Source organism: Paracraurococcus ruber (assembly GCF_004353985.1).
GTDB classification, from domain to species: Bacteria; Pseudomonadota; Alphaproteobacteria; order Acetobacterales; family Acetobacteraceae; genus Paracraurococcus; species Paracraurococcus ruber.
This window is the reverse complement of sequence record NZ_SMOA01000022.1, coordinates 1-14,097: the sequence shown is the minus strand read 5'-3', so window position 1 is coordinate 14,097 and position 14,097 is coordinate 1. Positions and strand designations below refer to the sequence as shown.

Below are 14,097 nucleotides of genomic sequence, written 5' to 3'. Positions count from 1 at the left end.
TAGTGCGGCGGAAGCGGCCGGGCGCGCGCCGGCCGCTTCCGGCCCAGCCTGGACAAACTGCGGCAAAGGCGTCAGGCCGCGACCAGCGCCGCGCCCTTGGCCACCGCCAGCGGGTTTTCCGCCGCCGGCCGGTCGTGCAGGTGGCAGGCCGCGACATGCCCCTCGTCCAGCGCCGTCGCCACATGGGTCAGCTTCGGCTCCTCCGACCGGCAGCGGTCGAAGGCATAGGGGCAGCGGGTGTGGAAGCGGCAGCCGCTGGGCGGGCGGATCGGGCTGGGCACGTCGCCCTTCAGGATGATCCGCTCCCGTGCCATGCCTGGCATGGGCACCGGGACGGCGGAGAGCAGCGCTTCCGTGTAGGGGTGCTTCGGCGCGGCGAAGAGGCTGCGCTTCGGCGCCACCTCGACGATCTTGCCGAGATACATGACCGCCACGCGATGCGTCATGTGCTCGACGATCGCCAGGTCATGGCTGATGAACAGCAGCGCCAGCCCTAGTTCCCGCTGCAGGTCCTGCAGCAGGTTCACGATCTGCGCCTTGACCGAGACGTCGAGCGCCGAGACCGCCTCGTCGCAGACGATCAGGTCCGGATCGGCCGCCAGGGCCCGGGCGATGCCGATGCGCTGGCGCTGGCCGCCGGAGAACTCGTGCGGCCAGCGGTTCACCGCGTCCCGCGGCAGTCGCACCGTGTCCATCAGCTTGGCGACCCGCTCCTCCAGGTCCTTCGCATCCTTGGCCAGGCCGAAATTGCGGATCGGCTCGGCCAGGATGTCGCGCACCCGCATGCGCGGGTTGAGCGAGGAGAAGGGATCCTGGAACACCACCTGCACGCGGCGCCGCATCGGCCGCAGCGCGCTGCTGGACAGGTCGTCGATCCGCTTCCCGTCCAGCACCACCTGGCCGTCGGTGATGTCGAACAGCCGCAGCACGGCCTTGCCCACGGTGGACTTGCCGCAGCCGCTTTCGCCGACCAGCGCCAGCGTCTCGCCCTTGGCGATGCTGAAGGACACGCCGTCCACCGCATAGACATAGCCGGTGGTGCCGCCCAGCAGCCCGCCGCGTAGCGGGAAATGCTTCTTGAGGTCGGTGACCTCGAGGATCGGCGGGGTGCTCATGCCGCGATGGCCCCTTCCTTGACGGCGTAGTGGCAGGCGGCGACGTGGCCGGGTTCCTTCTCCTCCAGCGCCGGCGCCACCTGGCGGCAGAGATCCGTGGTGTGCGGGCAGCGGCTGGCGAAGACGCAGCCGGGGATCTTCTGCTTCAGGCTGGGGACGAGGCCGGGGATCTCGGCCAGCCGACCTTCGTCGCCATGCAAGGAGGAGCCGAGCTTCGGCATCGAGCCGAGCAGGCCCTGGGTGTAGGGGTGCTTCGGGTTGCGGAAGAGCGGGCTGACCGCCGCCTCCTCCACCTTTTTGCCGGCATACATGACGATGACGCGCTCGGCGACCTCGGCCACCACGCCGAGGTCATGGGTGATGAGGACGATGGCGGCGCCGACCGTCCGCTTCAGGTCGCGCATCAGCTCCAGGATCTGCGCCTGGATGGTGACGTCGAGCGCGGTGGTCGGCTCATCCGCGATCAGCAGCTTCGGGTTGCAGGCCAGGGCGATGGCGATCATCACGCGCTGGCGCATCCCGCCCGACAACTGGTGCGGATACTCCCGCACCCGCCGCGCCGGCTCCGGGATGCCGACCAGGGTCAGCATCTCCACCGCCTTCGCCTCAGCCTGCTTGGCCGAGAGGCCCTGGTGCAGCCGCAGCGTCTCGCCGATCTGCCGCCCCACGGTCAGCACCGGGTTCAGGCTGGTCATCGGCTCCTGGAAAATCATGCTGATCTCGTTGCCGCGGATGTCGCGCATCTCGCGGTCCGAGAGGGTCAGCAGGTCCCGGCCCTGGAACCGGATGGACCCTGCGATCTTGCCCGGCGGCTCCGGGATCAGCCGGAGGATGGACATGGCGGTGACGGATTTCCCGCAGCCGCTTTCCCCGACCACGGCCAGCGTCTCCCCGGCATTGACGTGGAAGGAGACGCCGTCCACGGCGCGGTTCACTCCGTCCGGCGTGCGGAAATGGGTCTGCAGGTTCTCGACCTCGAGCAGCGGGGGCATGCGTCAGATCCTCTTCGCCATGCGCGGGTCGAGCGCGTCGCGCAGGCCGTCGCCGAGCAGGTTCACGGCGAGCACGGTGATGGAGAGAAACACGGCGGGGAAGAATACGATGTAGGGCTTCACCTGCCAGAGCGCCCGGCCTTCCGCCATGATGTTCCCCCAGGACGGGATGATGGGCGGCGTGCCGGCGCCGATGAAGGACAGGATCGCCTCGGTGATCATCGCCGCGGCGCAGATATAGGTGGCCTGCACGGTGATGGGCGCCAGCGTGTTCGGCAGGATGTGCCGCCAGATGATCATCGGCGTGCGCGTGCCCGCCGCCACCGCCGCCTCCACATAGGGCTGCTCCCGCAGGCTCAGCACCACGCCGCGGACGAGGCGGGAGACGCGCGGGATTTCCGCGATGGTGATGGCGATGATCACGTTCTGCACGCTGCCGCGGGTCAGCGCCATCAGCGCGATGGCCAGCAGGATCGGCGGGATGGACATCAGCCCGTCCATCACCCGCATGATGATGGAATCCGCCAGGCGGATATAGCCGGCGATCATGCCGATGGTCAGGCCGACGACCGAGGCGAGGATGGCGACCGAGAAGCCGACGATCAGCGAGACCCGCGCGCCGTAGAGCACGCGCGAATAGACGTCGCGGCCCAGCATGTCGGTGCCGAACCAGTACATCGCCGAGGGCTCCCGCGTCCGCCGCGCCGGGGCCAGCGCGGTCGGGTCGGTGGTCCAGAGCAGCGGCGCGAAGATGGCGACCAGCACCATCAGCAGCAGCAGGGACCCGCCGATCGCCATCGTCGGGTGCCGGCGGAGGAAGCCGATGAACCCCTTGCGCGCCTTCACTGGCAGCAGGACATCGGGCGTCGGCGCGGCCACCGCGACGCCCTGGGGCGCCGTCGCGGCGGTTGGGGAGAGGACGGTCGCGGAGGACATCAGTACCGGATCCTCGGGTCGAAGAGGGTGTAGACCAGGTCGATCAGCAGGTTCACCAGCACGTAGACGAAGCTGAACAGCAGCACGACGCCCTGGATGACCGGATAGTCGCGCCGCAGGATCGCATCCACGGTCAGGCGGCCGAGGCCGGGGATGGCGAAGACGCTTTCCGTCACCACCGCGCCGCCGATCAGCAGCGCGATGCCGATGCCGATGACGGTCACGATCGGCACGGCGGCGTTCTTCAGGGCATGCAGGAACAGGATGCTGCCCTGCCCGGCGCCCTTGGCGCGGGCGGTGCGGATGTAGTCCTGCCCCAGCACCTCCAGCATGGTCGCCCGCGTGATGCGGGCGATCAGCGCGATATAGACCCCGCCCAGGGCGATGGCCGGCAGGATCAGGTTCTCCAGCCAGGGGAAGAAGCCGTTGCTGAAGGCGGTGTAGCCCTGCACCGGCAGCCAATCCAGTTCCAGCGCGAAGACATAGGCCAGCAGGTAGCCGACGACGAAGACCGGCACGGAGAAGCCGAGCACGGCGAAGGCCATCACCGCGCGGTCGATGATGGTGCCCTGCTTCCAGGCCGCCAGCACGCCCATCGGCACCGCGATGCTGACCGCCAGGATCAGCGTCAGGATCATCAGCGACAGCGTCGGCTCGATCCGCTGCTGGATCATGGTGGTGACCGGCAGGTTGGTGAAGATCGACACCCCCATGTCGCCATGCAGGATGTCCCAGACCCAGGAGCCGAAGCGCACGAGATAGGGGCGGTCGAGGCCGAGCGAGGCCCGGATCCGCTCCACATCCTGCGGCGTCGCCTGGTCGCCCGCGATCACCGCGGCGGGGTCGCCCGGTGCGAGATAGAGCAGTGAGAAGACGAAGAGCGCGACGATGGCCATCACCGGGATGGTGGCCAGCACGCGGCGGACGACATAGGCGAACATTGCGTCAGGGCTCCGCCATTCAGGCCTTCGACACGCCCCAGGGCACCGGGAAGGGCCCCTTCACGATGCCGGAGACGTTGGACCGCCACGCCTGGTAGGTCAGGAAGAAGCCGGTCGGGACATACAGGACGTTCTCGACCGCGGCGCGGTTGATCTTGTCGGCCGCCGCCTTCTCGGCGGCGAGGTCGGGGGCGTTGAACCATTCCGCGATCGCGGACTCCACCGCCGGGATCTCCGGCCAGCCGAACCAGGCCCGCTCGCCATTCGCGCGCAGATGGATCTGCGTCGCGGGGATCGTGCAGTCGGCGCCGGCATGCCAGCTGTGGAACATGCTCCAGCCGCCCTGCCCGACCGGGTTCTTCATGGCGCGGCGCTGGCCGGTGGTGCCCCAGTCGGTGGCGACGAAATCCACGTTGAAGCCGATGCGCTTCAGCAGGTCGGCGGTGACGTCGCCCTGCGCCTTGGTGATGGGCTGGTCCTGGGCGACGATGCAGGGCACCGGCGTGCCGTTGTAGCCGCTCTCGGCCAGCAGGCGCTTCGCCAGGTCCATGCGCGGCCCGGCCTTCAGCGCTTCGCCGCCCGCCTCCGTGTAGAGCGGCGTGCCCGGCGTGAAGAAGCCGCCCAAGGTCTTCCACAGGTTGTTGTCGTCGCCCACCAGGGCGCGCATGTAGTCTTCCTGGCTCAGCGCCGCCATCACCGCCTGCCGCGCCTTCACGTTGTTGAAGGGCGTGGTGGTGTGGTTCATCCGGAAGGTGCCGATATTGCCGAGCGGATCGGCGATATCGACGCGGATGTTGCGGTTGCGGCGCAGCTGCGGCACCAGATCGGTGATGGGGTTCTCCCACCAGTCCACCTCGCCATTCTGCAGCGCGGCGGAGGCGGTGGCGGGATCCGGCATCACCAGCCATTCGATCCGGTCGACCAGCATGCGCTTGCCGCCGGCCAGCCAGTTTCCCGGCTCCTGCCGCGGCTGATAGTCCGCGAAGCGCTCGAACACCGCCTTGGCGCCCGGCACCCATTCGTTGCGCACGAAACGCATGGGGCCGGAGCCGACATAGTCGCTGATCTGCTGGAAGGGATCGGTGCGGGCGATCCGCTCCGGCATGATGAAGGCCATGGGCGTTGAGTTCTTGCCGAGCGCCATGAGCATCTTCGGGAAGGACTTCTTCAGGACCCAGCGGAAGGTGCGGTCATCGACCGCGACCAGTTCCTCCTGCAGGCCCCGCAGCATCAGCCCCATGGAGTCGCGCGCCGACCAGCGCGTCAGGCTGGCGACGCAGTCCTTCGCCAGCACCGGGCTGCCGTCATGGAATTTCAGCCCGCTGCGCAGCCGGAAGGTCCAAGTCAGCCCGTCCTGCGAGACCTCCTCCGACTCCACCATCTGCCGCTGCGGGCGGAGCTGGTCGTCGAAGCCATACAGCGTGTCCCAGACCAGGATGGCGGCATTGCGCACGACATACTGGGTGCCCCAGATCGGGTCGAAATTCGCCAGATTCGCCTGCGGCACGAAGCGCAGCGTGCGCGCGGCGGCGCCCTGCGACAGGGCCGGCGCGGGCATGCCGCCCAGCAGCGCCGTGCCCCCGGCCGCCGTGCCGGCCCTCAGGAAAGTCCTGCGATCCATGTGGTCTTCTCTCCCAGCCGCAGGGCGGCCCTGCCCCGCCCCATTTCGGGCCAGACTGCCGCAGCCTTGGGCAGCGCGCCAGCACCCCCGGCCGGGGCCGACCCGAACTCCAGGCTGGCTCTGCACATCGCGTGCCATGCGCGGAAGGCTCGTCGGACGCCTGCGTCCGACCCCTCGCGCTCCCGCCGCCAGGAGCCGCAAGGCCCCTGGCCCCCACGGGTCAGCCCCGCCTCACATTCCAGAACAGCGCCGGACCGCCGACCACGATGTTGGACAGGCTGCGGCGATAGGCCATGGGCGGGCGCAGCAGGCCCAGCGGCACGAAGGGCGCCTCCTCCCACAGCGCCTGCTGCAGGTCGGCCGCGATGCGCTTCTCGGCCGCCTGGTCGGGGGCCGCGAACCAGGCCTCCCGCAGCGCCTCCCGCCGTGGGCTGCTGGACCAGCCGAACCAGCCATCCTGCCCGTTGCCGCGCAGCGGCTGGTGGCTGCCGGGGACGGAGACGTCCAGCCCCTCCCAGCTCGTCACGAAAAGGTTCCAGCCGCCCTGCTCCGGCGGATCCTTCTTCGCGCGGCGCTGCACCAGCGTGCCCCAATCCATCGCCTGGGCATCGATATTCATGCCGATCTTGCGCAGCGCATCCGCCGCCACCTCCGACATGCCGTTCAGCGTCGGGAAGTCGGTCGGCACCAGCATCACCACCTTGCGACCGTCATAGCCGGCGGCGCGCAGCGCGCGCTTCGCCGCCTCCGGGTCGCGCGGGCCGGTCAGCGCCTCCAGCCCTGAATCATTGGCCAGCGGCGTGCCGGGGGTGAAGGCACCCGCCGGCACCTGCCACAGCGCCGCATCCTCGCCCAGCGCCGCCTGCATGAAGGTCTTCTGGTCGATCGCCGGGAAGATGGCGCGGCGGATCTCGGGCTTGTCGAAAGGCGGGTGCAGATGGTTGAAGCGCAGCACGCCCAGGTTGCCGGCGGTGTTCACCACCTCGATCGCGATCTCGCGGTTGCGGCGCAGAACCGGCAGCAGGTCGGCCAGCGGCGTCTCCCACCAGTCCACCTCGTTGTTCTGCAGCGCGGCGGCGGCGGTGGCCGGGTCCGGCATGATCCGCCATTCCACCCGGTCGAAGAACACCTGCTTGCCGCCGGCCAAAAAATCCGCCGGCTCGTCGCGCGGCACGTAATGCGCGCTGCGCTCATAGACCGCGATGCTGCCCGGCACCCATTGGCTGGCGCGGAAGCGGAAGGGACCGCTGCCGACATGCTCGGTGATCTGCTGGAAGGGATCGGTCTGCGCCACCCGTTCCGGCATGATGGCGCAGATATTGGCCGAGGGCTTGCCGAGCGCCCAGGCCAGGCCGGGCCAGGGCCGCTTGAGCACGATCTCGAAGCGGTCATCGGCGAGGGCGCGCATCTCCTCCAGCAGCGCGTTCAGCCGCTGGCCCAGTACGTCCCGCTTCGACCAGCGCGCGATGGAGGCAATGCAGTCCCGCGCCGTCACCTTCTCCCCATCGTGGAAGCGGAGATCGGCGCGCAGCGAGATCGTGTGCCGCAGCCCGTCGGCCGAGACGTCATGCCCCGCCGCCATCTGCGGCTTCGGCTGGAAGTCACGCCCCAGGCCGAACAGCGTGTCATAGACCATCAGCCCGTGGTTGCGGGCGATGACAGTGGTGGTCCAGATCGGGTCGACATTCGCCAGGTTGCCCTGCGGCACGAAGCGCAGGGTGCGCGCGCCCTGCGCACCGGCCAGGCGCGGCGCGGCGAGCAGAGCGGGGGCGGCGTGCAGCAGGTGGCGGCGGCGCATGCGATAATCCTCCGGCGGGGGGCGATCCCTAGCCGTGCCGGGCCGCCCGCCGCAACCGCTGGTTCACCCCTTGGCCATGTTCCAGAACACCGTGGCCGGGGCGCGGAAGGCGCCGGTGACGTTCCGCCGCCAGGCCGAGGGCTGCCAGTAGAAGCCGAGCGGGATGTAGGGCAGCACCTCCATCGCGCGGCGGTTCAGCGCCTCCGCCACCCGCTTCTGCGTCGGCAGGTCGGGCGAATCGATCCAGGCCGCGCGCAACCGCTCGATCTCCGGGTCATTCGGCCAGCCGAACCAGGCATTGTCGCCATTGGCCCTGAGGAACAGGTGGAACACCGGCAGCGCCAGGGACTGGCCGGAGGAGGTGGTATGGATAATGCTCCAGCCGCCGCGCTCCACCGGTTCCTTGCTGACCCGGCGCTGCACCAGCGTGCCCCAGTCGGTCGAGACCAGTTCCAGGTTCATCCCCATGCGCGTCAGCAGGTCGGCGGTGACGAGCGAGAGGGCGTTGATCTGCGGATAGTCGCCGGGGGCGACCAGCACCACCTTCTCCCCGGCATAGCCGGCCTCCTTCAGCGCGGCGCGGGCGCGGTCGATGTTGCGGGTCTTCAGGATCTCGCTGCCCGCCTCGTTCGCCAGGGCGGTGCCGCAGGTGAAGACGCCCTCGCAGGCCTCCCAGCCATCGCGCTCGTTGCCGGCGACGGCGCGGAGATAGTCGCGCTGGTCCACCGCCATGGCGACGGCCCGCCGCACGCCGAGGTTGTTGAAGGGCGGCTGCAATTGATTGAACCGGCAGATGCCATAGGTGCCGTCCAGCAGGCGCTGCTGCACCACCACCTCGCGGTTCCGCCGCAGCAGCGGCAGCAGGTCGTGCAGCGGGTATTCCCAGTAGTCCTGCTCCCCGGTCACCATGGCATTGGCCGCCGTGGCGGGGTCGGAGATGATGGTCCACTCGACGCGGTCGAGGCGCGGGACCCGGCCGCCCGCCAGCCCATCCACCGGTTCCTGGCGGGGCACGTAGTTGTCGAACTTCGTCCAGACCGCGCGCTGCCCGGGATTCCATTCGCCCGGGACGAAGCGGAAGGGGCCGCTGCCGATGGCGTCGCGGATCTGCTGGAAGGCATCGGTATTGGCGATCCGCTCCGGCATGACGAAGCAGGGGAATTGCGTCTGGCCGAGGGCCAGCAGCAGCAGGGGCACCGGCTTGTGCAGCCGGAAGCGGAAGCGCCGGTCGTCCAGCGCCGCGACCTCGGCGACCGCAGGCCAGAGCACCTGCGCGAAGGGATCGCGCCGCGCCCAGCGGCGGATGCTGGCGACGCAATCCTGCGCCCGCACCGGCTCGCCATCATGGAAGCGCAGGCCCGGGCGCAGGGTGAAGGTCCAGGCAAGCCCGTCCTCCTCCCGCACCCAGCCTTCCACCATCTGCGGCTTGATCTCGCCCTGGGCATCCTGGGCGCAGAGCTGGTCATAGACCAGGAAGGCGTGGTTGCGGGTGACGACGGCCGTGGTCCAGACCGGGTCGAGGCTGGTCAGGTTCGCCTGCGGCACCACGCGAAGCGTGCGCGCAGCACCGCCCTGCGCCAGGGCGGGGGCGGCGATGGCAGTGGCCAGCGGGGCCTGCAGAAGCGTGCGGCGTTGCATGGATCAGGCCCTCCGGATGCCCCAGAAAATTGCGAAGCCCTTCACCCGGTCCACCAGGGTCCGGCGATGGGCGGTGATGGAGTAGTAGGCGCCGGTCGGGATGTAGGGCAGCCCCTCCATCGCCGCCGCCTGGATGCGCCGCGCGATGGCCTGCTGCGCGGCGAGGTCCGGCGCCTCCAGCCATTCGGCGCGCAGCCGCTCGACCGCCGGCAGGTCGGGCCAGCCGGGCGCGGCACTCTCGCCATCCGAGCGCAGTTGCAGATGCGTGATCGGGTTGATGAAATCCATGCCGGAGGTGGCGAAGCAGGCGCAGGACCAGCCGCCCTGCTCGAGCGGGCCGCGATTCATCCGCCGCTGCGCCACCGTGCCCCAGTCGGTCAGGACGATATCCGCATTCACCTCCAGCCGCCGCAGCAGGTCGGCCGCGACCTGCGCCTGGGCGGTGGTGGAGACGATGTCGGTGGTGCCCAGCAGCCGGATGGTCTCGCCCCTGTAGCCGGCCTCGCGCAGCGCCTGCTTCGCGCGCTCGATGCTGCGCGGGCCCTGCAGCGGCGCCAGCGCCTCGTCGCTCGCATAGGGGCTGCCGGGGGTGAAGAAGCCGACGCCGGTGACGTATTTCGCCGGGTCGGGTCCGACGATCGCCGTCATGAAATCCTCCTGGCTGATGGCGTGCAGGAAGGCGCGGCGGATGGCCGGGTTGTCGAAGGGCGGCTGGCGGTGGTTGAAGCGGAACTGCCCCGGCAGCGGCAGCGGGTCGATCGGCTCCAGCAGCAGGGTGCGGTTGCGGCCGAGCAATTGCTGGATCTCGGCCGGCATCTGCTCGAACCAGTCCACCTCGCCGGCCGTCAGCGCCGCCGCGGCGGTGCCGGCATCGGGGATGATCGACCACTCCACCCGGTCGAAATGCACCACTTTCGGCCCGGCGGTCAGGCCGCTGCCGCCGGCCTGGGTCGGCACATAATCCGCGTTGCGCTCCCAGACCGCGCGGGCGCCCTGGCGGAACTCGCTGGTCACGAAGCGGAAGGGGCCGCTGCCCGTGGGGTCGCGGATCTGCTGGAAGGGATCGGTCGCGGCGATGCGCGCCGGCATGATGAAGGGCTGCGGGTTGGACGGCACCGCAAGCGCGTCGATCAGCAGCGGGAAGCGCGACTTGAGGCGGAAGCGGAAGCGCCGGTCGTCCAGCGCCGCAAGCTCCTCCGTGCGCGCGGCCAGCACCTGGCCCATCGGGCTGCGCCGCATCCAGCGCCGCAGGGAGACGACGCAATCCTCCGCCCGCACCCGCTCGCCATCGTGGAATTTCAGGCCCTCGCGCAGCGTGATCGTCACGCTGCGGCCATCCTCCTCCTCCAGGTGCCCGGCCGCCATCTGCGGATGCGGCCGGAACTGGTGGTCCACGCCATAGAGCGTGTCGTAGACCATGTAGCCATGGTTGCGGATGACGTTGGAGGAGATCGCGATCGGGTCCAGCCCGCCGAGATCGGCCTGCGGCACGAAGCGCAGCACGCGGGACTGCGCCTGGGAGAAGGCCGGGGCGGCGAGCAGTGCGGCGCCGGCGGCCAACAGGCTGCGCCGGGCGATCATGCGCGCCGCAGGTTCCAGAACAGCGCGAAGCCCGGGACCCGCCCCTGCAGGTTCCGCCGCAGCGACGTCATCGAGGTATAGGCGCCGACCGGGATATAGGGCAGCTCGTCCAGCGCCGTGACCTGGATCTCCCGCGCGATGTGGCGTTGCGCCTCCAGGTCGGGTGCGTCGAACCAGGCATCCCGCAATTCCTCCAGCTTCGGCACCGTCGGCCAGCCGAACCAGCCATTCGTCCCGTTGCCGCGCAAAGGGAAATTGTTGGCCGGGTCGGCATACTCGAAGCTGGCGGAGGCGGTGAGGAACACGCTCCAGCCGCCGCGGTCCAGCGGCTCGCGGCTTGCCCGGCGCTGCACCACGCTGCCCCAGTCGGTCAGCACGAAGTCAAGGTTGACGCCGAGCCGGCGGAACATGTCGCCCGCCACCTGGGTCAGCGCCGCCGGCGCCAGGATGTCGGTCGGACCGATCAGCCGGATCAGCTGGTTGTCGTAGCCGGCCTCCTTCAGCATCGCCTTGGCACGGTCGATGCTGCGCGGGCCGGTCAGCACCTCCATCCCCGCCTCCGTCACCAGGGGCGTGCCGGGGGTGAAGATGCCCATGGTCTCGTACAACGCAGGGTCGGTGCCGACGATGGCCTGCATGAAATCCACCTGGTTGATTGCCGGCAGCAGCGCCTGGCGCATCCGCTTGTCGTTGAAGGGCGGGTGCAGGTGGTTGAAGCGCAGCAGCGCCGGGTTCTTGAGGCGGTCGATCGGCTCCACCGAGATCTGCCGGTTGCGACGCAGAAGCTGCTGGATCTCGGGCGGCGGCTGCTCGTACCAGTCGATCTCGCCGGTCTGCAGCGCGCCGGCCGCCGTCGCGGCATCGACGATGATGTGCCATTCCACCCGGTCGAAATGGGCGGTCTTCGGCCCGGCCAGCAGGCTGGGTTCGCCGCGCTCCACCGGGCGGTAGTCCGGGTTGCGCTCATAGGCGATGAAGCTGCCGGAATTGTATTCGCGCGGCAGGAAGCGGAAGGGGCCGCTGCCCACCACCTCCCTTATCTGCTGGAAGGCGTCGGTGCGGGCAAGCCGCGCCGGCACGATGAAGGCGGCGGGGTTGGCCGGCGTCGCCAGCGCCTCGAACAGCCTTGGGAAGGGCCGGCGCAGCCGCAGGCGGATGGTCCGGTCGTCCGGCGCCGCGATCTCCTCCAGCACGCCGGCCAGCTTCTGGCCCATGCTGCTGCGCTTCATCCAGCGCTCGAGCGAGACGACGCAATCCACGCCCCGCACCGGCTCGCCGTCGTGGAAGCGCAGGCCGTCGCGCAGGGTGATGGTGCAGAGCCTGCCGTCCTGCTCCAGCACATGCCCGGCCGCCATCTGCGGCTGCGGCCGGAATTGCTGGTCCATGGCGTAGAGCACGTCATAGACCATCCAGGCATGGTTGCGCGTGACATTCGCCGTGGTCCAGATCGGGTCCAGGCTGGTGAGGTTCGCCTGGGGCACGAATTTCAGCACCCGCGCGGCGCTGCCCTGCGCGATGGTGGAACGCGGCAAGGCGGCCGCCGCAGCGGCGCCGGCGATCAGGTCACGTCGAAGCATCCCGGCCTCCAGGCAGTCGGCGAAGCGATCGAAGTTGCGAAGGCATGCCCGGCGGCGCCACCCGTTCGGTGCGGGCGATGTCGGCGCGAACGGGCATGGCCCCGCAAGCTCTCAGGCGGCTTTCTTCAGGCTCCAGAACAGCGGCATGCCCTTCGGCACCTCCGTCAGGCTGCGGCGATAGGCCGTCGCCTGGAAATACTGGCCGAGCGGCAGGGTCGGCGCCTCCTCGAAGGCGACCTGCTGCATCTCCCGCGCCGCCGCCTGCTGCGCCGCCAGGTCGGGCGCGTCGAACCAGCGCTGCCGCAGCGCCTCCAGCCGCTCGGACGTCGCCCAGCCCCACCAGCCGTCGCGGCCATTGCCGCGCATCGGCTGGTGCACGCCGGGATTGATGTTGTCGAGACCGGTCCAGAAGGTGAAGAAGATACTCCAGCCGCCGCGCTCCGGCGGTTCCCGGCTGGCGCGGCGGGCGATCACGCTGCCCCAGTCGGTGGCCACGAACTCCACATTCATCCCGGCCCGCCGCAGCATGTCGTTGCCGACCTGGCCGAGTGCGTTGAGGGTGGGGAAATCGGTCGCCGCCAGCAGCACCACCTTCTCGCCCTTGTAGCCGGCCGCCTCGATCTCCCGCTTCACCTTGTCGAAGTCGCGCGGGCCGCGCAGCGCCTCGAGGCCCGCATCGCTCGCCAGCGGCGTCTCCGGCGGGAAGAAGCCGACATTCTCCCGCCACAGGCTGCGGTCGGTGCCGGTCACGGCAGTCATGTAGTCGGCCTGGTTGACCGCGCCCATCAGCGCCCGGCGGATGCGCGGGTTGTCGAAGGGCGGATGCAGGTGGTTGAACCGCCCCCAGCCGAGCAGCCCGGTCGGGTTCGGCATGTCCAGCACCAGGTTGCGGTTGCGCCGGATCAGCGGCAGCAGGTCCGATGTCGGCACCTCCCACCAGTCCATCTCGCCATTCTGCAGCGCGGCGGCGGCGGTGGAGGCATCGGGCGTGACGATCCACTCGACGCGGTCGAGATTCACCCGCTTCGGCCCGGCGGTCCAGCTCGCCTCGCCCGCCTCGCGCGGGACATAGTCGGCGAAGCGTTCATAGACGAAGCGGCTGCCCTGCACGCGTTCATCGGCCTTGAAGCGGAAGGGGCCGCTGCCGACCATCTCCGGCACCTGCCGCGCGCCGTCGGTCTGCGCCAGGCGTTCCGGCATGATGAAGCAGCAGGGGGTGACCAGGCTGCCCAGCGCCTCCGCCAGCAGCGGATAGGGCCGCTTCAGGCGGAACAGGATGCGGCGGTCGTCCGGCGCCGACATCTCCTCCAGCCGCGCGACCAGTTCCTGCCCCAGCGGGTGGCGCGGCGCCCAGCGGCGGATGGAGGCGACGCAGTCGCGCGCCAGCACCGGCGTGCCATCGTGGAATTTCAGCCCCGGCCGCAGCGTGATGGTCCAGCGCAGCCCGTCCGCCTCCACCGCATGGCCTTCGGCCATCTGCGGCGAGATGCGGAAATTGCCGTCCATGCCGAACAGCGTGTCGAACACCATGAAGCCGTGGTGGCGGGTGACGTAGGCCGTGGTGATGATGGGATCGAGGATGCCGAGATCGGATTGCGGGATGAATTTCAGCACCCGCGTCCCGGCCGGCTGCGCCAGCCCCGGCATGGACAGGCCGGGCGCCGCCATGGCCATGGCCGCCCCGCCGAGCATCAGGTTCCTACGCTGCATCCCCGCACCCCCGACCGCGGCGGGACGGCGGCCGGCGCCGAACGCCGTCCCGCTGCCGCATGACGTTGCGGGGCGGAGTCACGCGCCCGGCCATCCCCGTCCCGCCGCCCTCCGCCCCGGATTACGGGGAGTACATCACGGACCGCGGCGGCCGGCCAGCGGGGGCGGCCCGCCGGCGGGGCTGGCGG

At 70.1% G+C, this 14,097-nt stretch carries 10 protein-coding genes; all 10 read right to left on the bottom strand.

Annotated elements, in window-relative coordinates; genetic code table 11:
* Positions 1 to 71: 71 nt before the first annotated feature.
* The 10 genes from E2C05_RS06880 to E2C05_RS06835 all read right to left on the bottom strand — a co-directional run bounded on the left by E2C05_RS06880 (position 72) and on the right by E2C05_RS06835 (position 13,909).
* Positions 72 to 1,115 (bottom strand): ABC transporter ATP-binding protein, encoded by a 1,044-nt coding sequence (locus E2C05_RS06880; protein WP_133218874.1) that lies wholly within the window; start codon positions 1,113 to 1,115, stop codon positions 72 to 74.
* Complete coding sequence (locus tag E2C05_RS06875; RefSeq protein WP_133218873.1) at positions 1,112 to 2,107, bottom strand: ABC transporter ATP-binding protein; 996 nt, start codon at positions 2,105 to 2,107, stop codon at positions 1,112 to 1,114. The genes E2C05_RS06880 and E2C05_RS06875 overlap by 4 nt, the downstream gene beginning before the upstream one ends.
* 3 nt (positions 2,108 to 2,110) lie before the next feature.
* The gene (locus E2C05_RS06870; RefSeq protein WP_133218872.1) at positions 2,111 to 3,043 is read right to left on the bottom strand and encodes an ABC transporter permease; all 933 of its coding nucleotides are present in this window, start codon (positions 3,041 to 3,043) and stop codon (positions 2,111 to 2,113) included.
* Positions 3,043 to 3,984, bottom strand: coding sequence for an ABC transporter permease (locus E2C05_RS06865; protein WP_133218871.1), 942 nt, complete (start codon positions 3,982 to 3,984; stop codon positions 3,043 to 3,045). The genes E2C05_RS06870 and E2C05_RS06865 overlap by 1 nt, the downstream gene beginning before the upstream one ends.
* A 19-nt stretch (positions 3,985 to 4,003) precedes the next feature.
* Positions 4,004 to 5,605, bottom strand: a complete 1,602-nt coding sequence (locus E2C05_RS06860) for an ABC transporter substrate-binding protein (protein WP_133218870.1) — start codon at positions 5,603 to 5,605, stop codon at positions 4,004 to 4,006.
* Positions 5,606 to 5,825: 220 nt separating this feature from the next.
* A complete protein-coding gene (locus E2C05_RS06855) occupies positions 5,826 to 7,403 on the bottom strand; it encodes an ABC transporter substrate-binding protein (RefSeq protein ID WP_133218869.1) in 1,578 nt (525 codons plus the stop codon).
* Positions 7,404 to 7,466: 63 nt separating this feature from the next.
* Entirely contained in the window at positions 7,467 to 9,041 is a 1,575-nt protein-coding gene (locus tag E2C05_RS06850; RefSeq protein ID WP_133218868.1) for an ABC transporter substrate-binding protein, read from the bottom strand.
* A 3-nt stretch (positions 9,042 to 9,044) separates the two neighbouring features.
* Positions 9,045 to 10,622 (bottom strand): ABC transporter substrate-binding protein, encoded by a 1,578-nt coding sequence (locus tag E2C05_RS06845; RefSeq protein ID WP_133218867.1) that lies wholly within the window; start codon positions 10,620 to 10,622, stop codon positions 9,045 to 9,047.
* Entirely contained in the window at positions 10,619 to 12,199 is a 1,581-nt protein-coding gene (locus E2C05_RS06840) for an ABC transporter substrate-binding protein (RefSeq protein ID WP_133218866.1), read from the bottom strand. The genes E2C05_RS06845 and E2C05_RS06840 overlap by 4 nt, the downstream gene beginning before the upstream one ends.
* Positions 12,200 to 12,310: 111 nt before the next feature.
* Positions 12,311 to 13,909, bottom strand: a complete 1,599-nt coding sequence (locus E2C05_RS06835) for an ABC transporter substrate-binding protein (RefSeq protein ID WP_133218865.1) — start codon at positions 13,907 to 13,909, stop codon at positions 12,311 to 12,313.
* Positions 13,910 to 14,097: the final 188 nt, after the last annotated feature.

Coding starts and splice junctions, on each gene's coding strand:
- E2C05_RS06855 (WP_133218869.1), bottom strand. CDS start 7,403: ATGCGCCGCCGCCACCTGCTGCACGCCGCCCCCGCTCTGCTCGCCGCG.
- E2C05_RS06860 (WP_133218870.1), bottom strand. CDS start 5,605: ATGGATCGCAGGACTTTCCTGAGGGCCGGCACGGCGGCCGGGGGCACG.
- E2C05_RS06850 (WP_133218868.1), bottom strand. CDS start 9,041: ATGCAACGCCGCACGCTTCTGCAGGCCCCGCTGGCCACTGCCATCGCC.
- E2C05_RS06835 (WP_133218865.1), bottom strand. CDS start 13,909: ATGCAGCGTAGGAACCTGATGCTCGGCGGGGCGGCCATGGCCATGGCG.
- E2C05_RS06845 (WP_133218867.1), bottom strand. CDS start 10,622: ATGATCGCCCGGCGCAGCCTGTTGGCCGCCGGCGCCGCACTGCTCGCC.
- E2C05_RS06865 (WP_133218871.1), bottom strand. CDS start 3,984: ATGTTCGCCTATGTCGTCCGCCGCGTGCTGGCCACCATCCCGGTGATG.
- E2C05_RS06870 (WP_133218872.1), bottom strand. CDS start 3,043: ATGTCCTCCGCGACCGTCCTCTCCCCAACCGCCGCGACGGCGCCCCAG.
- E2C05_RS06880 (WP_133218874.1), bottom strand. CDS start 1,115: ATGAGCACCCCGCCGATCCTCGAGGTCACCGACCTCAAGAAGCATTTC.
- E2C05_RS06840 (WP_133218866.1), bottom strand. CDS start 12,199: ATGCTTCGACGTGACCTGATCGCCGGCGCCGCTGCGGCGGCCGCCTTG.
- E2C05_RS06875 (WP_133218873.1), bottom strand. CDS start 2,107: ATGCCCCCGCTGCTCGAGGTCGAGAACCTGCAGACCCATTTCCGCACG.